Here is a 19,742-nt window from a genome sequence, read left to right on the forward strand (position 1 = left end):
ATCACTAATAACTAAAAATTGTGAAAGATTTTTGTCAAAAAGTCAGTGTGGGGCTTATTCTTTTATTGTGCTTTCCTTATATGTATTCCCAGTCGGCTAAAGTGCAGATATCAGGGAAGATAACTACTCCTAATAAAGAAATAGTGGATTTTGCTACAGTTCATCTCAAAGGTACTAACTATGCCATTTCTACAAATCAGCAAGGTATGTATACTATTGAGGCTCCTGCCGGTAACTATACCATAGTTGTGTCTTCGGTAGGATATACAAAGACCGAAAAACAAATAAAGCTTGTATCCGGAAAAAATATAGTGCTAGATATACAGATATCGTCAAACGGTACTGATTTAAATGAGGTTGTGGTTCAGTCAAATGCGGTAAACCGGTTAAGGGAATCTGCTTACAACGCAATCGCCATTGATACTAAAGCATTGCATAACACGACATTGGATTTGGCCGGAGCATTGGCTAAGGCTCCCGGTATGAAAATCCGTGAGTCGGGAGGTGTTGGTTCTGATATGCGTCTTATGATGGATGGTTTTACAGGAAAGCATATAAAGGTCTTTATTGATGGAATACCTCAGGAAGGTGTAGGCGGTTCATTAGGACTGAATAAAATTCCAATAAACTATGCTGAGCGTATCGAAGTGTATCGGGGTGTAGTTCCGGTTGGTTTCGGTACCGACGCTTTGGCGGGTATTATAAATGTTGTTACCAATAGGAATAAGCAAAGCTGGTTTTTAGATGCATCCTATTCGTATGGTTCTTTCAATACACATAAATCATACGTGAATTTCGGTCAGACTCTTAAAAACGGATTTACTTACGAAATCAATGCTTTTCAAAACTATTCAGATAATAGCTACAAGGTAGATGTTGCAGTAGAAGAGTTTTTAGGACCAAGTTATACAGATGGATCGAAATTTAGCGATAAAAATATACAACATGTGAAACGGTTTCATGATAACTACCATAACGAAGCTGTTATAGGTAAAGTTGGTGTTGTGGATAAGAAGTGGGCTGACAGGTTGATGCTTGGATTTACATATTCGCATTCTTATAATGAGATACAGAATGGTGTACTTCAAAAAATTGTATTTGGAGGGAAGTTTACCAAAGGACATTCCATTATGCCGTCGTTGGAATACCGTAAGCGTGATCTGTTGACAAAAGGGCTTGATGTAACATTGACAGCTAATTATAATAAGAATATAGTTAATAATGTCGATACATCCAGCTATAAATATAACTGGAAAGGGGAAAAGCAAAAAATGTCTGCTCCCGGTGAAGTCCAGTATCAGGACTCTGAATCTGAGAATAATAACTGGAACGGTACATTTACAACTAACTACCGTTTAGGTATACACCGTTTTACATTCAGTCATGTGACTAACAATTTCCGCCGCAAGAACACAGGTACGGCTGGTTCCAGTGGTACACCATTGTCATATGCAATAGATAAAGAAACGAACAAAAATATCAGTGGTCTTTCTTATCTCCTTATGCCTTCGGAAGTATGGAATGTTTCGGTATTCGGAAAATATTATAATCAACATGTTGCAGGACCAGTATCGACTTCTACCAGTAATGATAATTATGTAAGGAATACAAGCAATGTTAGTTCCTTTGGATACGGAGCCGCCGGAACTTATTTCTTTTTGAGATCTATACAGGCTAAACTTTCGTACGAGAAAGCATACCGTTTACCAACTAATGAAGAAATGTTTGGTGATGAAGATCTTGAACATGGAGAGTTTACATTGAAACCCGAGAATAGTGACAATTTCAATTTCAGTTTAAGCTATAGTCACCGATTTGGTAAGCATAGTGTATATGGCGAAGGTGGTCTGATCTACCGTAATGCAAAAGATTATATCCAACGCAGTGTACAAGAAAATACCATTGCGGCAAAGAGCTATGCAACCTATCAGAATCATGGAAAAGTTGAGACCAAAGGGTATAACCTTTCTCTTTCTTATGGTTATTCTGATTGGGTTAATGTAACTGGAACTTACACGCAAATTGATACGCGGGATAATGTGAAGACGTTAGAAGCAGGGTCGGATCAGGTAAGTACCTCTTATGGCGTGCGCATGCCTAATGTTCCGTACCGATTTGCCAATTCGGATGTAACCCTGTTCTGGCATAATCTGGGAAAGAAGGGTAATGTATTGACTTTTACATACGATAATATGTATGTGCATGAATTTCCCCTTTATTTTGAGAATCAGGGAAGCCGGGATAAAAGAGTCGTACCTACTCAGTTTTCGCATAATCTGAGTGTCGCTTATAGTCTTGAGAACGGACGTTATAACTTGTCGTTCGAATGCCGGGACTTTACAAATGAAAAATTATATGACAACTTTAGCCTTCAAAAAGCAGGACGTGCTTTTTACGGGAAGTTCAGGATATATCTTGGAGGAAAATAATAGAACACAAGCAGAATTAATAATTCTATTTAATAACGTAATCAAATACAAAATAAATTAAAGTAAATCATGAGGAAAAAATTAGTATGGGCACTTTCTGTTGCATTGTTTGCCAGCGCGTCATTTGTATCTTGTAGTGATGACAACAATAGTGATCCCACTGAACCAGTTACTCCGGCTGAAACGGATACAACCGCTTATGTGATTTCAGCAGCATCGGCTGATGGTGCTAACTATTTGTTAGAATCTACATCTTTGGATGCCGGTACTGTTTCTTATATAAACAATGGATTGGAAACAGAGGCCGGAACATATTGGGTTTATTACAAGGATAAATATTTGTACCGGTTGGTTTATAATCAAGGCGATGCAGGTGTTACTACATCATATCAGCTTAATAGAAGCGGACAAGTAGAGAAACGTGAATATGAATATCAGATCAAGCGTTTCACTTCTTATGGTATCTACGGCGATTATATTATAACATCCTCAGCCGGAGACCTTGGAGAAGAGTATAAGGACGAAAATGGATACTTGGCACAAGGATTATTATTCTCTTACCTGAATACAAGTGCGGAGACTTATACAACAAAATCGATTGAAGCTGAAAACTATGTAGGTACTGGAGAGTATGTTACACTAGCTGGAATTTTGGAAGCTAATAATAAAATCTACTCGGCTGTAATTCCGATGGGGTTAAGCCAATATGGAGTTAAGGCTAATAACGGAGCATATGTTAAGTATCCTGAACTGGTTAAAACAGAATCCGGTGGTACTAACAGTAGTGCTTATGTAGAGGGTGAATTGCAATGGACACAATATCCAAACGAAGCTTGGGTGGCTATATATAATGACCAGAATTTTACGAACCCGACATTAATAAAAACTGATAAGATCAGTTATGCTTGTGGACGTAACAAGTCTCAGTATTATCAAACTATATGGGCTGATGATAATGGCGACATATATGTATTCTCTCCAAGTTTTGCCAAAACAATGACAGCAAATGTTCAGAAAACAACATTGCCTGCAGGTGTAGTACGCATCAAATCAGGTGCACAAGATTTCGACTCTGACTATTATTTTAATATAGAAGAAGCTGCAGGAGGTAACTCCTTCCTTCGTTGTTGGTATATAGGAGGAAATTACTTCCTTATGTTGATGTATGACCGTCCTCTAACACAAACAGGTTATACTGCAAATACGATGGCTATCTATGATGCTGCAAACAAAAAGCTAACTAATGTAACCGGATTACCGGGTGCAGATGTTCTTAGTTCATTCGGAAGTACTCCATACTTCGAAGATGGAAAAGCATACGTGGCTGTAGCAGCTACAAATGCTGCCAATCCTTCTGTTTATGTGATTGATGCAGCAACTGCCAAGGCTACTAAAGGTATTACAGTAGAAGCCGCTTCTATCAGCGCAATGGGTAAATTGACAAGTGCAAGTACTAGTAATTAATCAGTTCTTATAAAGTGCAATGTAAAACTGGCGGTATATTTTTTGTATCGTCAGTTTTATCTTAATTGAAGAATCCATCATTCCATGAGAATATATTATTGGGCATTTTTTTTATTATTCTCTATTTCAGCCTATTCTTTTGCCCAGGAAGATATTTGTATAGGTAAAAAGTATAAGGTGTTTTCCAACCTTCTGCAAGAGAAAAGAGAATATCAGGTATACCTCCCAAATTCCTATAACAAGAATAGTTCTGATAAGAAATATCCGGTCATTTATCTGACTGATGGAGAATCGTTTTTTCATAGTCTGACCGCTGTACATAAGTCATTCTTTACAGAACGTGCCTCTTTGATGCCGGAGTGTATTGTTGTAGGTATAATTAATACAGACAGGACACGTGACCTGACACCTACAAAGTCAGCCTATCGTCGCGATGGAACGCGTGAAGAAGGAGATAAAGAGTTAGGAGGAGGGGCCGGTACATTTGCCCGTTTTCTTATTGAAGAGCTTCGCCCGCTTATAGACTTAGGCTATAAAACTAGTGGGGAAAATATTCTCTTCGGACATTCATACGGAGGCTTATTCGTTCTGAGTGTATTTTTTCAATACACAGATAAATTCGATACTTATATTGCTATTGATCCTGCTTTATGGTGGGATAATGCAAAATTAGCAAAGGATGCAGAGTATATTCTGCAAACAAAACAATTTTCAAATAAAACATTATATGTCGGAATTGCCGGAGGAAAACGTCCGGACAATAGATATATACATTTTAGTGTTGCCAATGTTTTTTTAGAGGAAACACTTCCTAAAGGAAAAGAAAAAGGACTTTTATATTATTCAAAAGTATTTCCGGATGAAAATCATGGAACTATTCCTATCCCGGGTATGATAGATGCCTTCAGGCAAATATATGTAACCCCTAATCTTAGAAATAAATTTAAATAACAATTATATATCCAAATTGATGAAAAAGATATTTCACAAATTACACTTGTGGCTTTCAATACCTTTCGGGTTGATAATATCCGTTATCTGTTTATCGGGAGCTGCTTTAGTGTTTGAAGATGAGATAATGGAGTTTTGCTATCCCGAGCGTTATTTTGTGGAGCAGGTGAAAGAAAAGCCATTACCTATAAATGAGCTTCTGGAAAAAGTGGCGGCAACATTACCCGATAGCGTCTCGGTTGCGAGTGTAAGCATACCGTCAGATCCAAGTAAGGCTTATCAGGTGGGTTTGTCTAAGCCTCGTAGAGCATCTGTTTATGTAGATCAATATACGGGAGAAGTAAAGCCACGTTTCCAACGGACTGCATTTTTCAGTGTGATGTTTCGAACACACAGATGGTTATTGGATTCGATGAAGCCCGATGGAGGAATTTTCTGGGGCAAAATGATTGTGGGTACAAGTACTCTGATCTTTGTGTTTATTCTGATAACGGGTATTGTTATTTGGGTGCCTAAAACGATAAAAGGATTGAAAAACCGATTGAAAGTATCAGTGACGAGAGGGCATAAACGATTTTGGTACGACCTCCATCTTGCCGGAGGAATTTATGCTGCGATCATATTATTAGCATTGGCTCTTACCGGCCTCACATGGTCTTTCTCTTGGTACAGAACAGGTTTTTATAAAGTCTTTGGTGTAGAAGTGCAACAAGGAGGAGGTCATGGTGGCGGAGGCCAGCAACAAAGCCCATTGGCAGATGAAAACAGTGATCGCAGACCGGGAAGAGATGAAAAGAAAGATTCGATCAGAATAGATTCAATAATGCCAGAGAGGCAGGATCGCGACCGCAAGCATGATCGTAATATCGCGATGAATACAGATAATAAGTCTGTAGAAAAGCCCGACTCCTTAAAGAATGAAAGGAAGAGGGACGGAGGTAGAAATGGTCAAGGTCAAAGAAACCGAGAGGAAAGGAGAGGAGAGAGACCTGATTCTCTAAGGCATGAGAGAAGAGGAGAGAATCCTGAAAGACGAGGCCGTTTTGCTGAAAATGATACTATTTCGGGTGGTATGCCCGACTCATTACGACAAGAAAGACATAACAGAGGTCGTGGTAGAGACCATGATTTGGCAACGAATGAGGAAAAACCTATGCCGAAGCCTGACTCCGAAAGACAAGAGAGAAGAGGAAATAGAGGTGATCGGAATAATGCAACTGTAGTTGTAAATGATTCGAGAGAAGAGCGTCCGGATTCGTTAAGACATGAAGGACAAAGCGAAAGAGGAGAAAGAGGCGAACGAGGAGGTAACAGACAGTCTGCTCCTGTTGATTTTGTTGTATGGCAACAGGTATACGACCAATTATCAGTTCAGAATCCGACAAATAAGCAGATTAGCGTATCGAAGAATTCTGCTAATATATCCTTTGATACATGGGGGAACCAAAGAGGTTCAGACCGGTATATATTTGATCCGAAAACAGGAGAAATTACAGATACTAAATTGTACAAAGATCAGGATAACTCGGGTAAAATACGGGGATGGATATATTCGGTACATGTCGGAAGCTGGGGTGGTATGCTGACCCGTATCCTGACGTTCGTTGCGGCATTTCTTGGTGGTACACTTCCATTGACCGGGTATTATATCTGGATTAGAAAATCTTTTAAGAAGAAAAAGAAAAAAGCTTAATTATAAAGATGGCATTACAAGATATTATCAATTAATACCAATTCTTTATTTGCCAGTAGCTCTTTAAATTCGAAGTAGGCTATAACAATTATAAGCTGATAATAATTCTATTATCAGCTTATAATACAACATAATCTATTATTACTAATTAAGATAAAACCATTACTCTGGTCTGCAGGGCGTGTATTGTTTTGCCCGGCGCAACTACTGATCTGTTTCCTAGTTGGAATATCCAGTTATTCTTGCCATAATAGCATATTTACCATTCTTTTTAGGCTGATTCTTTCTCACATAGAAAAGTGTCCTGAATGTTGACTTCATAATTCTTCAAATTTTAATTACAAATTTTTGTTTTTTCGTTTTGAAGAATGACAGCCAATTACGGCAATAGATAGTAAATGAGATGTTTACAACGAAATCCATTACTAAAAATAGCTTCCCAAAATAGTAATGTTTTAGTAACGGTTTTTGACTTTAGATTGGCTTTTTCAGGTCTAAAAGATGACCTAAGAGAAGTTTATAGAAACTAAAAAAGCCCTCTAAACTAAATATTTAGAAGGCTTTTCTTAATTTTGGCCGATGTTGACTTCGGCTTTTGTGGTCCCACCTGGGCTTGAACCAGGGACCCCCTGATTATGAGTTTGATTTTACAAATTTCATCTATTTACAACATTAATCATAAAAAATTAATTTTCAAACAATTATCTTATTTCGTATCTTTGTAATGTATCAACTTTTGACAGGTTTTTACGCATTTTGTTATTCGTTTTGTTTCCACCAATATAATTTAAAATGAAACATTCAGTAAACGTAGCTATTGCTTTAGATACAAAGAAAGCTATAACAGATAAGACAAAGAAACAGATAGGTAGAGAGGATGTCGAAGAAAATCTTTATCCATTAAAAATACGTGTAACATATTCACGTCAACCACGATATTTCTCATTAGATAAGCCTTATTATTTAACCAAAGAAGAGTTTGAAGGATTATTCACAAGTCGCAAGGCTGAATTACTAACCATTCGTAGGGATGCAGAAAAGAAGTTTGCAGAAGCAAATCGAATAGCAGATGAAATAAGGGATTTTTTCTCTTTTGATGAATTTTCTCGGATATACAATTCAAAAACAAAATCGGTTAAAGATGTTTATTCGGTCTATGAAGAATATATACAAAATCTTAAAGATAATAAGCAACATGGAACTGTTGATGCATATACATGTGCATTAAATCATTTAAGAAGGTACAAGTCTAAATTATATTTTAGGGATATTACCCCTGAGTTTCTGAAAAAATATGCAAAATCGGCATTCAATGAAGGAAGTGCAACTATTGGTATTTATTTGCGTCCATTACGAGCTGTCTATAACTATGCCATTGATGTAAAAAAGATTGCAAGAAGAGATGATTTTCCATTTGGAAGGAATAAATATGTTATTCCTAAGTATACACCCCGTGATATGCTGCTTTCATGGGACGATTTCAAGAAAATATATGAATATCATCAATCCAACGTAGATAATAAGGTAACAAAAGAGATTTTGGCTATTGACTTGTTTTTATTTAGTTATTTTTGTCAAGGCATGAATTTCTCTGATATTATGGATTTAAAATATAACAACATATTGATTGATGATATAGGAGATAAGTACATATATTTCAATCGTAATAAAACAAAAAATACTGTAAGAAATATTGAATATACTTACGTTTTCATTAATCCATTGTTAGAAGTTATTCTTGATAAACATGGAAATTTATCAAAGGACAAAAGTAATTATCTTTTCCCTTTCTATGAATTAATCAGTGGAGAAGAAAGGTTTTATAAAATAAAGGAAGAACTTGGGAGAATAAGGAAGGCTCTCAAACGTGTTGCAAAGAAACTAAATATTGATAATATATCATTTTATTGGTCTCGTCATACATGGGCTACCCACGCCCGACAAGAAGGTTATGGTTACGATGATATTCGAGATATGATGGCACAAAGAACAACAACTGTTACACAAGGGTATGTTCATAGAAATGAAAAATTCCCCGTGTTTAAAGATGCGAGTAATAAACTGTTAACTAATCTAATAGGTGAAAATGAATAAAAACAAATTATGGAATTGCTGTGTTGGTGCAGAAAGTAACATTGAAATTTCATCAATTTTCAATAATTACATTAATGAGCTATTGCAAAAGTATTCTCATAATATCATATATGTAAAAACCGAACTTCAAGACTGTATTTATATTATAGATGATTATATTAAAGGCTTTGAGAGTTATATTATGGAAGAAGAGGCTAAATTGAAAGAACCAAAAGTCTCATCTATTGATACCAATATGTCTATGATGGTAATTAATACTTCAAAAGAGAAAATCCCATTATTCAGATTTCTAAAGAACTATGTGGAAAATAAAATATCTGAGATGCAATTAACTCCATCTACTGTTATTGCATCAACAGTCCAAACGAAAAAAGAGGATAATTCAATAGAAATCAATCAAATTATTCAAGATTATATTGACAGTAAGTTCAAATTTGACCCCAATAAAAAGGTATATTCTCGAGAGGAGGCTTGTGAGTATCTTCAAATTACTGACCGAAAGTTAACTACTCTTCTTGAAGGAAAAATCAAGCCTATATCTACTGCGGTCAAACCCTATACTTTCAATATTGAAGAGTTGGAACGTTACCGAAAAGAAGAAATGTAATTATTCACCCCTTTGGACGCAGGCAAGCGGTATCCATCCAAGTAAACTCTATTAAACTATGGGGTGCTTTTGAACTTGGATTACACCCTGTTTATCGACACACAAATATTTTCCAAAATAGAAAAGCAGTTGTATTTGAACTATATTAAGCTTATTTGAGCTATTGTTCTTAGTTGTATCGGTCAATAGAAAAGGTCGGAAATAAGCTGTAATTGTTGTAGACATCTCTCATTATGGATTCTATTCCATCAATCTTACAATTCTCGTTACTCGGGGTATTAAGGATGAGTACCGCATCGTGGATATTAATAGCGTCATATTCCGTTTGCTTATATATTCTTTCCAAAATTTGGTGAAATAGCTCACTCTCTATCTTCATAATAAGATGGCTTAACTTTGTTTCTTCTCCTTTCGGTTTTAATTTATTAATTACTTTATATACATTCGGATAGATAGACTTAAAGACGCTACCATATTCTTTGTAAGTGATTGTTCGGGTCTTGGAATAGAAAACCTCCGCAAACATTTGAGCTTTCAATTCCCCTCTATCATCAGCTTTCAATCCCTTAGCATCGCAAGCATCCAATAATTCCTCCCACATCTGACCTTGCGAAGTCTTGCAGATGTATTTTCTAACATCGAGTGGAATATTTTTAGTGTCATCCAACGACTCTTCTATATTATTGTATATTAAATCATTATGAATATTCTCCGAAACATAATGGGTATATGGTTTACTATTAGAAATAAGTATAGTATTTATATTGATATGTTTAATTTCTTTATTTACAATATTATTAAATAATTCATTATCAATATAATAAATTAGTAATAGTTTATTTAGTAATAATGGATGTGAATTCTTAATATCAATAGAGAATTTTATATTTAGATATTCTTTCAAATCTTTTGGTGTATTTGTGAGAATATGGTATATACGATTGTCATTATCAATTTCAGATATTTTGAAAGTACCGTTTTCTTGAATGATATATTTTGTAAATATATTCTTGTAATATTCCTTTTGCATAGGTTTATTATCCTCATATATTTTTCCTGTTAATATAAAATCTTTACATTCATCTATTCGGGTCATTTTAAGCTTTGATAAACAATTATCATACCTTTCAACTATGAACTTATCTCTATCTGCCAATCGTTGAAATTTGGCTTTCTTATGGGCTTCAATCTTGTTAGTAACTTTGTCAATATATCTTTTGACTTGTACATGGGAAGATGGCTTCACTTTTATAGAACGAGCATAGTCATTTTGTAGACGATAGGCACTTGATTTCTTTCCAATGACATAACCGCCAATAGTATATATTAATCCGATTCTATTCAATGTATAAAGAGCTAAATTGTACTCATCACCGATAATATTCTTCAATAATTCTGCATTGATATTAGTCTGTCCATTCTCGTTGTTAGTGCATCGGGAACAGAATAAATGTATCAGATAAGTAAATTTGTGATGTAATTTTAGCTCATGCTGCTTTCCTATTGGTTTTCGGTTAAGTTTTCTCTCAATGTTTATTACCTTAACATCATCAGAGAAGTTTTTTGCTGCTAGGTTCATCTTTTCTTCAATTTCTTTCCATGTCAAAGATTGGGGAACAACATGGCTAACATTATTAGCTTCTGCTCGTTTAGAATTATATTGCTCATAGAAATCTCTTTCATCTTGTGTTAGTACACTATATTCTTTATGTTTCTTTATTATGTAGTTAATATCAAGCCCATCTATATAGTATTGCAAGAATTCTCCTCTTTTCAATTTGATTTTTTCGGGGTTGAAAGTTTCTTTTTCCATTTTATCAGATATTTATATATAAATATAGTTCAATAAAGAAAAAAGTCAAGAATAATGAAAATAATAATTACAGATGATATGGCACGAATATTTAGAGAAGCGAGCGAATTAACTAAGACAAGAATGTCGGTAAAGAAGCAAGGAATTAATAATCCAAACTATGGACGGGAACGAAGTGAGGAGACAAAAATGAAAATCAGCACCAAAATGAAGCAATATTGGCAAGGGATTCCAAATAAACCTGTTGATAATGGTGATAAATGAGTACCTTTTGACACCTACTACAATTCGTTCTGATTTAAGCAGTTTCATTAATCGTAAATATAAACCGCATATTTTCAGCACGTTAAACACATTAAACAGTTGGTGTCTATATAAATAAGCGGTGTGTGAATTATCCAATGTTTATATTTAAAAATTTTCTAAAAATATAAGGGTTGCTGATATGGCAACCCTTATTCTACACAAATAGTAAAATAGTAAAAAACTATTGATAACCATTTCTGATTATCACCATTCAAATTATTTAATATTTGTGTTTTATCGTTTTCTGTAATTTTTGGGCATCATTGATAATCTAATTTTACCTTGAGTGCTCGCATATACATCAGCTTCCTTAATTCTACCTTCTTCATTTCTTATTATATTATATATTGAAATTTTAAAATATCTTAAATTATCGTGACTATCTTTCTTTTTCAATACAAGATAATCATTTTGTAGATGTTCTTTAACAACAAAGTGTATTCCTTTATTTATCCGTAAATATCGAACCTGATTAAATGATTGCATAATAACATCAGCAGGTGAAGTTGGAATACTATTATTCGGTACAAATTCTGATACTTCTGTTAGGAATGTAGGATTACCATCACCATCTAAACCTCTATAATCAAAACTAAATGACACATAAAAACCATCACTATGTTTATATACGAATAAATTTTTATGCAACACATTTATTATATCTTCTACTGTTGGTTTACTTGATGCTACATTATTATCTTCAATAGTTCGTAAAGCTATAACTTCTTCATTTTCATCTTTAATATATACTTCACCGTTATCTGTTACTAATGTAGAACCTTTAATAGTAAATTTCACATTAATCTTATTAATATTTTCGGGGTCTACATTATCACCACTTTCTTCACCATTAAAATATAAAATACCATTTTCAATTTTATATTTACCTATAAAAGAACAATCATCATAACAAGGTCTGTAATAACCATTTTCATCATCAAAAAATCCTAATTCATAGGTTATATTACCCATACCATCATTTCTATCAAAAGTATAAGTCCATATCCCAATAACATTATCTAATTTTTGTTCTACCATATTATTTACTAAAATAATACTATCACTTACTGATGATTCGGGTTCTTCTGTTGTATTGGCATCATTCTTTTTACTATTACAAGAAATGATTATTAAAGTTGTTATAAACAGTAAATATAATTTATATTTCATAACCTTATCTGTCTACAATTTCCCAAGATATAATTCTCTTTCTTTGGTTTGCAACTGATACCTGCAAAATAGCTTCTTGCACATCTCCTGCATCTAAGTCGTATACACAACTGCTTGTCTTTTCGGTAGTCCCATCATCAAATTTTACTTTAACAATCGCATCTAATCTCGTTCTGAACCCTCCTGAAATATTTTTTATTTTACAACTTAGACCTAATGTATGGTCTTGAATGTCATAAATTTGGGCATCGGGAGTACTTGGTCCACATGAAGCAAAGAAGAATACCAAACTAATTAATAAACATTTTGTACGCATAATAAATATTTCTTAATACCTATTAGCTTCAAATAGGATATTATAAAAAAAGAGAATGTGAAGCTACTTAGCTGCCAATCAATCTTCCTTCAACGTATCGCCAAACACGCACAATTACAGACTAAAAGACAAACTAAATAGCTCACATTCCCATATATGAAAATGTGAGTATTTAGCTGCTAATCCTTGTAATTGTGATGAAATTTGGCGATTTCTGAAAGAAAAGGATTAAATTGAACTAATACATTCTTTAAAATTCTAATAAATAACTACATCATCAACGCTTTGAAATATAGTTGTTACAAAGTTATAATATTTTTATTTAGATTCTTTCTCTTGTAATGATTTTACTTGACTAAAAACTTGTTCCAATGTTGGAAAATTATCGACTATCCAAATATCTTCATTGATTTTGATTAACCCGAATATTTCAATACCCTCTTTCTTGGTCTCCCTGAACAGGTCTTTAACGCTTACATTTAGAGAATCAGCAACTTGCTTCAATCGCTCCAAAGTTGGATTCCCATTCAGGCTATTAGATAAGTTTACCCTGTTTATGCCTATCATATCAGCAAGGTCTTGCATAGTCTTTCCTTGTTGTTTTAGTATTTCTTTTATCCTGAGTTCTTCCATTTTATATTTTGTAATGGTTTATCATTCGCAAAAATACCTATCAAATCCATATACTACTACAAAAAAGTGTTAAAGTTTCACTAAACCGTTACATTTTTATTGTTTTTATTTCAAAATGTAATAGTATATCATTATATTTGCAGTGTAAATAATTAATAAAGCATTATAAATAAATGAAAGAAAAAGTTGGATTATATCATTTCTGTCATAAGCGTAATATGTGGAGTGTGTATCAATATACAACGGTTACGGAAACAGGTTCTACTGCTCGCCATATTGAGGATTATGGATATTTTGAAGATGCAGTTAAAGCTGTATATAGATTAAACGGATGGGGACAACCTAAAAACATAACCAAGAAATTTTAAACGAATAATATATCAAGATATGAAAACAAATATTAATCAACTTATGATATTGGACAGAGCAAAAACGATGGTACTTAAAGGATATAATCTTAATGATTCTTTAACAACATCTTCAATGATAGAACTTTTGCAGCTAAAAATGATGAATGGAGTCACACATTTTTTATATAGAAAGAAAGATGGAACAATCAGGGAAGCATGGGGTACACTACTTGAAAAAGTTGTTGTCAATAATATCCATGGGTATGGAGTACCAAAAAGATACTATAATTGTCAAGCCTACTTTGACATTGAAAGCCAATCTTGGAAAAGTTTTAGGTATGAGAATTTAATAACAATCTTATAATAAATTAGTTATGAAAACAGCAAATTATTTACTGTCGATATTAAAATCTAATCTAAATATCTTTTGGTCATGGGGTAGTCATAAGTTTGTAGCTATTGAAAATGGTCTGCGTTTCAATGTGGACGGATTTATACATAAAGGTATCGTTGAAATAATATACAATGAAGGCTCAGACCTGTTTGATATAAAACTACTATCCAACAGGCTGAAAGAAGTAAAGTTTATCGAAGGCATTTATATTGACCAACTGATAGATGTAATTGATGATAATGTAGAATGTTGCAAAAATTATGAGCAGAGGGTAAGGGATAAATATTCACTTCCCTTATAAGAGAAACAGATAATGTTTTGATAAACTGACGATTAGATATTTCGCACCAAAATAGGCATTCACTAACAACGATTAACCGACAAAACTGAATATTATTATGAGTAAGAAATTTCAAAATACAACAGCCGATTATTTAGAGTGGGATAGTAATATATTGCTAATATCTAAATTGTATCAAGACCAAAATTATAAATTTTCATTATTGATTACTTTGGGTAGTTTCTTTGGTGTCAGAATTTCTGACCTCTTAAATTTGAAATGGTGCGATATACTCAATACTAATACACTAAACATTATTGAGAAGAAAACTAAAAAACAACGTACCATCAAAATAAATGACCAACTGAAAAAGCATATCCAAGCTTGTTATAAAGAAATTAAGCCTCAAACAACCGATGATTTTATTTTTACAAGTCAAAAAGGTTCTGTCTATTCAGTGCAAAGAATTAATGTTGTTTTTAAGGAAATTAGAGTGAGATACAATCTCAAAATTAAAAACTTCTCTACTCATACTATGAGGAAAACATTTGGTCGTCAAGTTTATAATAATGCAGGTAATAATGCAGAATTAGCATTAGTGAAACTCTCTGAATTATTCAATCACTCAGATGTCAGGACTACAAGAAAATATCTTGGATTGCGTTCAGAGGAATTAATGGAGGCTTATGATTTATTGAGCTTTTAAGAAATTCTATTACCTAAAATATGAATGTCATTTGGAAGAGTATAATTTAACTTTCCATTATTATCTCTAAGAATGGTCAGAAGTTTTCCCATATTATTAACTCCTTGAAAATACCCATCTCCAACAGTTGAATAAATTTTATCCAATTCAAAATTAATTTCTTCTTTTGATACTTTTTTTACTTTTAGAGAGCTTCGTTTTTCTGAAATAATATGACGTCTAAGAAGGTCTTTTGCTCCCCAATAAGAGGACGAAATACCGTTTTGCATGGTCGAATCTTCAATGATAGTTTTGCCATTGGTTGAATTAAGTAGGTCAACCCATTTAGGATTTTGGGCATATTTTTGAACAAGGCAGAATTTCATCCATTCAAAATTAAAGCTACTCCAATCTTTTCGCCAATGCTTTTTCAGATAAACACCATGACGAAAGATACGTTTAGCTTTGGTAGGATTATTTTCTTTAAGAAGCTCCTCCTGAATAGATTTATCTTTAAAACCTGCTATCATATACAGCATTTCAGATGCTACAAATTGGACACCAAACAGCTCTATTCCAAATTGTTTTGACATATTGGAAAAAGCTCCATATTCCCCATCTAATTTTCGAAAAGTAACAACATTGTGAGAATCATATATTTCCCATTTATGCAGCTCGATTATAGGTGTGGATGTTCTAAATAGTTCAAATAAATCAACTTGCAGAAAAGAAGCTATTTTGGATAATGTTTCGAAGGTCGGATTGCCTTTATCACTCAGAGCCTGAGTAAAGCTCACAGGGTGGATATTTACACCTTCTGCAAGCTGTTTCAAAGTAAGACCTTTTCTCTTACAGATTTCACCTATCTTAAATTCATCTCGCATAAAACAAAGATAGAGCAATTAGTGATACATTAAGTAAGTGTTCATATTTATTTCACATATAAACAACTACTATATCTTGATTGTAAGAAATAAGTATATGCTGCTTAATTGTGAACACTTACTTATTAATAATAGATGTTATTCGAAATCATAAGTTAATGTGAGAGTCTTAAATTGGTCGTCCTTAATAAGCTTATCAAAATATTGTTTCATTTTAGAATAATTCAAATCTTTACTCTTTACATCATTAACATCCTCTCTTTTTATTGTATAATGCCTTAATAACTCCAATATCTTTGGATTATCTGTCAATTGAAGATAGTTTTTAAAATCATTAGATATTACAATAGAATGAGTAAGTTCTCTTTCTTCATCAGATAGTGAATAGTAAAGAGTATGCCACATTTCTGTATAGCCCAAATCTCGGAACAAATGTCGATAAACAATATAAGTTTCAGGCATATAAAGTATTTCAAAAAATTCGTTCATATTTTTACCAAAAGCTTCAGTAAAGAAACTTCGTCCAGGAGCAACAATCCCTTTGGTTACGTTAAGAACAGATTGGATAGCTCGAATAAACTTTTTGTTCCAATGAGAACCAATAAAGGTTCTGTCTTTTGCTTCCTCTCCAAATAGTGGAATGTATTTCATTGGAAATGAGTATATATGTATATTAAGTTCCTCTCCTAATTCTACGTTAAATTGTAATCTGTTATATAAATCTTCAGGGGTGTCCTTAAAATTATACAAGATATAATTTGACAATTCTTTTATATTATATTTTGCTGCTAACCTTACAGAATTTTCATATTTATCTTTTATTTCCCAATAGTCAAATGCTACTCTCAAAGGTCGAATAGGAATTTCACTCATTAGCTTCATTAAATCTTCAGTAATATACCTTGCGTCTACACCTTGATTGAAGTCCACAAAGCGTTGTTTAGGCTTCTGAGGTCTATATCGTTCATATATATCTTTTAGCTTCTCATAGGCTTTTAAAACACCTTCCTTTGTTATAGTCTCTATTTTTATTAGATTATATTCATCTAAAGTATTGTAAAAAGTCTGTTGAGTATTACTTCTCAGCTTTTTCAATAATTCATGAAATAGAAAATAGCATCTGCGAACATATGCTTTATCATTCATTCCTTTCTTGAGATTTCTAATAGAAATTTCTAATTGGTTAGGCTCAATATAAGTTGCTCCATTGTAAAATCCCATTTCTTTAATTTCTTCTATAATCTCAGGAAATCTTGGAGAAGCTAATACGTTGTTGTCCATCAATAGTAGGTGCTGTTGTTCACCATATATTTCATTTATTTCAGAAAATTTGTCAATGGTATCAACTTTTGCTTTGTATGTTGGCTCTAATATTGGTACAGAACAGAACACACACTTCCTTGTGCAACCTTTTGTCATATAAGTAAAATATGCACTTCCTGTTGGATAGATATATTCTATTTCATCAAGTATTGAATAATCAAGAGGTAGATTGTCTATAATAATGCCTTTCGCTTTTTTGTTATTAGGGTCAAGAATATCAGGTTTATCAAGCAATCCTTTATACGGCTTTATACCTGTTTCTTGTTCAAGTTCTTCATATAATAAAGATGCAAGTACTCCCCCTACCCAAATCTTTTTTTGATTGGTTACTAAATTTTTAGCATACTGTATAGCTTCTACTGTTACTTTCCAATAAAATGTGAATAAGGTAGTTATGTATATTCTGTCCCACTTGGGAAAGTTGTCGTAATCTTTCTTATAGTATACCGCAGCAAAATATGTAATACAATTTACTATTAGAGATTTATATTTTGAGTTTTCAATGTTTAAATCCTCTAAGAATAGGTTTCTTTTAGTTTTGATATAATTCCTTATTGTTGAATGTTTCCTTCTCCAATCTTGTTCGTTGTCAATCTTTATTAGCTTATGGATACATTCTTCAGTCATTTGGTCTAATACTAAATCTTTTAAATCACCTTTAAAAAACATAACATTATCACCTAACATTTTATGATAGGTTGCTATTTTCATTAGACCAATAGGGGGATATTTATTCTTATATTTAGGTTCTATAAGAAGAATATTTCTTCTTTTATTACTCATTTTATTTCTTCTTCTATTTTACAAATCAAATCTTCAGCACTACCATTGTCAAGCACATCTCGAATGATTGTGAAAATTTTTCCGACAAATTTACGTTCTTTATTACTTAATCGACTCAATTTATCTGTTCTAAATTTAGTTTTATCTTGCTTTCCTTCACTAATCGTTAGAGTCGTACTAATGCTTGTTGTTTCAGGCTGAATAACTCTTGTTAATATCCGTTGAATAGGAATAACAGATTTTTCATCTGCTTCTTTTTGTATTTTTTCTATTTTAATTTTAGCTTTTTCTGCTTCTTCTTGCTTTACTCTTAATTGCTCAACAAATTCTTCATGCTCCTTTCTATCAGTAAATCCATCAGTTTGCTTTTGAAGATATTCTCCTTCAAATATTTTCAAACTTTCAATTCTTTTTAAAGAACTATTTAACTCGGAAGCAACATAACATAGTTTATAAACTTTAGTATGAAAAAAAGATTTCAATTTCTGCTCGAATTCAAAAAATATTTTATTTTCAGTAAAATAATCTCGCCTTGAATTAGGTATCAAATCTGCATGAATACCATAAATTTCACCAAAGAAATAGAAATGAAAACGCCTATCACGCTGAAGCTTTAGCAAAGTATATTCATCTCCTATTTGTATATTAGATTTACGAAGTCTAAAACCTCGCATAAAATTTATTTGGTTTAAAGATTGATTTTTTTCTGAGATACTATGCCATCCCCAAAACAAAAGCTTACCATCGGACGAATATTCTTTAAATATTTCTATATCAATAACTTCATCTTCTTTTCTACTATTATTTTCATCACCTTTATAAATGTATGTTGAATACCCTTTAAATATTTGCTCGCAATCTTGTCCGCTATTCAAATAGATTTTATATTCATCTAATGAAATACCTACATCTTTTAGTTCTTTATAAATCTTACTTTTATAAATAAATTTTGTAGCAAATGGGACAGGAGCTACCATCGAAAGATATTTTTTTATAGAATCCTTCTCTAATAAATCATCATTTGTTACATTTTTAAGTATTACCTTAAAATAGTGCTCATCAGAGTCTTCTTTTTCTATTGAGAAAGTAGTAACTTCCCTAATAACAGATATTGCATCTTCCTTTATATTTCGGTTATTGATGATATTTTTTAATTCTAAAGCATTCCATGTGAGAATAGACTTTTTATTCTCACCTTTGAAAGAAGTTTCAAAAATTAGTTCATCACAGTAAGCAATGCCACCTAAACGTCCAATACCTCTAAACCCCTTATCTACTCCTCTCTTTTTTGTGGATTGGGCTATATTTTGCAAAATAGGTTGAACTTCTGTAGATATAATACCTGTTGCGTTATCCTCTATCGATATAGACCTTGTATCATAATCAATATTTATATGAATTTCTCCTTCAGATGATTGTATTAGTCCTTCTTTAATCGCCTTATCAATTTGGTCTGCCGAATTTTGTATATATTCTCTATAAATAAAACGGGAATCTTCATACATCCCAATTGTAAGAGACTCAATAACATCTTTTCCTATTGATGGCGTAAAGTTTGTATTCATAT

General features: G+C 32.8%; 18 protein-coding genes. 11 read left to right on the top strand and 7 right to left on the bottom strand.

Annotated elements, in window-relative coordinates; all coding sequences use genetic code 11:
• Positions 1–80: 80 nt before the first annotated feature.
• The 6 genes from BUC12_RS13470 to BUC12_RS13495 all read left to right on the top strand — a co-directional run bounded on the left by BUC12_RS13470 (position 81) and on the right by BUC12_RS13495 (position 9,238).
• Positions 81–2,429, top strand: coding sequence for a TonB-dependent receptor (locus BUC12_RS13470; RefSeq protein WP_082141944.1), 2,349 nt, complete (start codon positions 81–83; stop codon positions 2,427–2,429).
• Between the two features lie 69 nt (positions 2,430–2,498).
• Positions 2,499–3,893 carry a DUF4374 domain-containing protein gene (locus tag BUC12_RS13475; RefSeq protein WP_062183666.1) on the top strand — a complete coding sequence of 465 codons (1,395 nt, stop codon included), beginning with the start codon at positions 2,499–2,501 and terminating at the stop codon, positions 3,891–3,893.
• Between the two features lie 84 nt (positions 3,894–3,977).
• Positions 3,978–4,844, top strand: coding sequence for an alpha/beta hydrolase (locus BUC12_RS13480; protein WP_062183662.1), 867 nt, complete (start codon positions 3,978–3,980; stop codon positions 4,842–4,844).
• Between the two features lie 19 nt (positions 4,845–4,863).
• Complete coding sequence (locus BUC12_RS13485) at positions 4,864–6,537, top strand: PepSY-associated TM helix domain-containing protein (RefSeq protein WP_073357317.1); 1,674 nt, start codon at positions 4,864–4,866, stop codon at positions 6,535–6,537.
• Between the two features lie 792 nt (positions 6,538–7,329).
• Entirely contained in the window at positions 7,330–8,631 is a 1,302-nt protein-coding gene (locus tag BUC12_RS13490) for a tyrosine-type recombinase/integrase (RefSeq protein WP_062183660.1), read from the top strand.
• Complete coding sequence (locus BUC12_RS13495; RefSeq protein WP_062183655.1) at positions 8,624–9,238, top strand: hypothetical protein; 615 nt, start codon at positions 8,624–8,626, stop codon at positions 9,236–9,238. The genes BUC12_RS13490 and BUC12_RS13495 overlap by 8 nt, the downstream gene beginning before the upstream one ends.
• A 169-nt stretch (positions 9,239–9,407) precedes the next feature.
• On the opposite strand, the gene BUC12_RS13500 is transcribed toward BUC12_RS13495, so the two are convergent.
• The gene (locus BUC12_RS13500; protein WP_062183652.1) at positions 9,408–11,051 is read right to left on the bottom strand and encodes a hypothetical protein; all 1,644 of its coding nucleotides are present in this window, start codon (positions 11,049–11,051) and stop codon (positions 9,408–9,410) included.
• Positions 11,052–11,105: 54 nt separating this feature from the next.
• Between BUC12_RS13500 and BUC12_RS13505 the strand changes: the two genes are divergently transcribed.
• The gene (locus tag BUC12_RS13505; protein WP_062183649.1) at positions 11,106–11,315 is read left to right on the top strand and encodes an NUMOD3 domain-containing DNA-binding protein; all 210 of its coding nucleotides are present in this window, start codon (positions 11,106–11,108) and stop codon (positions 11,313–11,315) included.
• A gap of 276 nt (positions 11,316–11,591) precedes the next feature.
• Here BUC12_RS13505 and BUC12_RS13510 read toward each other — a convergent pair whose 3' ends face one another.
• The 3 genes from BUC12_RS13510 to BUC12_RS13520 all read right to left on the bottom strand — a co-directional run bounded on the left by BUC12_RS13510 (position 11,592) and on the right by BUC12_RS13520 (position 13,476).
• Positions 11,592–12,527 carry a hypothetical protein gene (locus tag BUC12_RS13510; protein WP_062183646.1) on the bottom strand — a complete coding sequence of 312 codons (936 nt, stop codon included), beginning with the start codon at positions 12,525–12,527 and terminating at the stop codon, positions 11,592–11,594.
• Between the two features lie 4 nt (positions 12,528–12,531).
• Entirely contained in the window at positions 12,532–12,843 is a 312-nt protein-coding gene (locus tag BUC12_RS13515) for a hypothetical protein (protein WP_062183642.1), read from the bottom strand.
• 318 nt (positions 12,844–13,161) lie between these two features.
• Positions 13,162–13,476: a helix-turn-helix domain-containing protein gene (locus BUC12_RS13520; protein WP_070808627.1), complete on the bottom strand. Its 315-nt coding sequence runs from the start codon at positions 13,474–13,476 to the stop codon at positions 13,162–13,164.
• 173 nt (positions 13,477–13,649) lie between these two features.
• On the opposite strand from BUC12_RS13520, the gene BUC12_RS13525 reads away from it, so the two are divergent.
• The 4 genes from BUC12_RS13525 (at position 13,650) to BUC12_RS13540 (ending at position 15,206) form a co-directional block, all read left to right on the top strand.
• On the top strand, positions 13,650–13,844 hold the full coding sequence (locus BUC12_RS13525; RefSeq protein WP_062183640.1) for a hypothetical protein: 195 nt from the start codon (positions 13,650–13,652) through the stop codon (positions 13,842–13,844).
• 19 nt (positions 13,845–13,863) lie between these two features.
• Positions 13,864–14,190 (top strand): SH3 beta-barrel fold-containing protein, encoded by a 327-nt coding sequence (locus BUC12_RS13530; RefSeq protein WP_062183637.1) that lies wholly within the window; start codon positions 13,864–13,866, stop codon positions 14,188–14,190.
• Between the two features lie 10 nt (positions 14,191–14,200).
• A complete protein-coding gene (locus BUC12_RS13535) occupies positions 14,201–14,521 on the top strand; it encodes a hypothetical protein (RefSeq protein ID WP_062183634.1) in 321 nt (106 codons plus the stop codon).
• Positions 14,522–14,618: 97 nt separating this feature from the next.
• Complete coding sequence (locus BUC12_RS13540) at positions 14,619–15,206, top strand: tyrosine-type recombinase/integrase (RefSeq protein ID WP_062183632.1); 588 nt, start codon at positions 14,619–14,621, stop codon at positions 15,204–15,206.
• On the opposite strand, the gene BUC12_RS13545 is transcribed toward BUC12_RS13540, so the two are convergent.
• From BUC12_RS13545 to BUC12_RS13555, 3 genes are all read right to left on the bottom strand, one after another.
• The gene (locus BUC12_RS13545) at positions 15,203–16,069 is read right to left on the bottom strand and encodes an NADAR domain-containing protein (RefSeq protein ID WP_062183629.1); all 867 of its coding nucleotides are present in this window, start codon (positions 16,067–16,069) and stop codon (positions 15,203–15,205) included. The genes BUC12_RS13540 and BUC12_RS13545 overlap by 4 nt on opposite strands.
• A gap of 138 nt (positions 16,070–16,207) precedes the next feature.
• Positions 16,208–18,175, bottom strand: coding sequence for a radical SAM protein (locus BUC12_RS13550; RefSeq protein WP_070808626.1), 1,968 nt, complete (start codon positions 18,173–18,175; stop codon positions 16,208–16,210).
• Positions 18,172–19,740, bottom strand: a complete 1,569-nt coding sequence (locus tag BUC12_RS13555) for an ATP-binding protein (RefSeq protein ID WP_062183626.1) — start codon at positions 19,738–19,740, stop codon at positions 18,172–18,174. The genes BUC12_RS13550 and BUC12_RS13555 overlap by 4 nt, the downstream gene beginning before the upstream one ends.
• Positions 19,741–19,742 lie beyond the last annotated feature (2 nt).

It is taken from the genome of Indolivaga macrotermitis (assembly GCF_900128985.1).
In the GTDB taxonomy this organism is placed as follows: domain Bacteria; phylum Bacteroidota; class Bacteroidia; order Bacteroidales; family Dysgonomonadaceae; genus Dysgonomonas_A; species Dysgonomonas_A macrotermitis.

Bases quoted from the DNA above. Each gene is read 5' to 3' on its own strand.
- BUC12_RS13470 (WP_082141944.1), top strand. From the start codon at position 81: ATGTATTCCCAGTCGGCTAAAGTGCAGATATCAGGGAAGATAACTACT.
- BUC12_RS13475 (WP_062183666.1), top strand. From the start codon at position 2,499: ATGAGGAAAAAATTAGTATGGGCACTTTCTGTTGCATTGTTTGCCAGC.
- BUC12_RS13480 (WP_062183662.1), top strand. From the start codon at position 3,978: ATGAGAATATATTATTGGGCATTTTTTTTATTATTCTCTATTTCAGCC.
- BUC12_RS13485 (WP_073357317.1), top strand. From the start codon at position 4,864: ATGAAAAAGATATTTCACAAATTACACTTGTGGCTTTCAATACCTTTC.
- BUC12_RS13490 (WP_062183660.1), top strand. From the start codon at position 7,330: ATGAAACATTCAGTAAACGTAGCTATTGCTTTAGATACAAAGAAAGCT.
- BUC12_RS13495 (WP_062183655.1), top strand. From the start codon at position 8,624: ATGAATAAAAACAAATTATGGAATTGCTGTGTTGGTGCAGAAAGTAAC.
- BUC12_RS13500 (WP_062183652.1), bottom strand. From the start codon at position 11,051: ATGGAAAAAGAAACTTTCAACCCCGAAAAAATCAAATTGAAAAGAGGA.
- BUC12_RS13505 (WP_062183649.1), top strand. From the start codon at position 11,106: ATGAAAATAATAATTACAGATGATATGGCACGAATATTTAGAGAAGCG.
- BUC12_RS13510 (WP_062183646.1), bottom strand. From the start codon at position 12,527: ATGAAATATAAATTATATTTACTGTTTATAACAACTTTAATAATCATT.
- BUC12_RS13515 (WP_062183642.1), bottom strand. From the start codon at position 12,843: ATGCGTACAAAATGTTTATTAATTAGTTTGGTATTCTTCTTTGCTTCA.
- BUC12_RS13520 (WP_070808627.1), bottom strand. From the start codon at position 13,476: ATGGAAGAACTCAGGATAAAAGAAATACTAAAACAACAAGGAAAGACT.
- BUC12_RS13525 (WP_062183640.1), top strand. From the start codon at position 13,650: ATGAAAGAAAAAGTTGGATTATATCATTTCTGTCATAAGCGTAATATG.
- BUC12_RS13530 (WP_062183637.1), top strand. From the start codon at position 13,864: ATGAAAACAAATATTAATCAACTTATGATATTGGACAGAGCAAAAACG.
- BUC12_RS13535 (WP_062183634.1), top strand. From the start codon at position 14,201: ATGAAAACAGCAAATTATTTACTGTCGATATTAAAATCTAATCTAAAT.
- BUC12_RS13540 (WP_062183632.1), top strand. From the start codon at position 14,619: ATGAGTAAGAAATTTCAAAATACAACAGCCGATTATTTAGAGTGGGAT.
- BUC12_RS13545 (WP_062183629.1), bottom strand. From the start codon at position 16,069: ATGCGAGATGAATTTAAGATAGGTGAAATCTGTAAGAGAAAAGGTCTT.
- BUC12_RS13550 (WP_070808626.1), bottom strand. From the start codon at position 18,175: ATGAGTAATAAAAGAAGAAATATTCTTCTTATAGAACCTAAATATAAG.
- BUC12_RS13555 (WP_062183626.1), bottom strand. From the start codon at position 19,740: ATGAATACAAACTTTACGCCATCAATAGGAAAAGATGTTATTGAGTCT.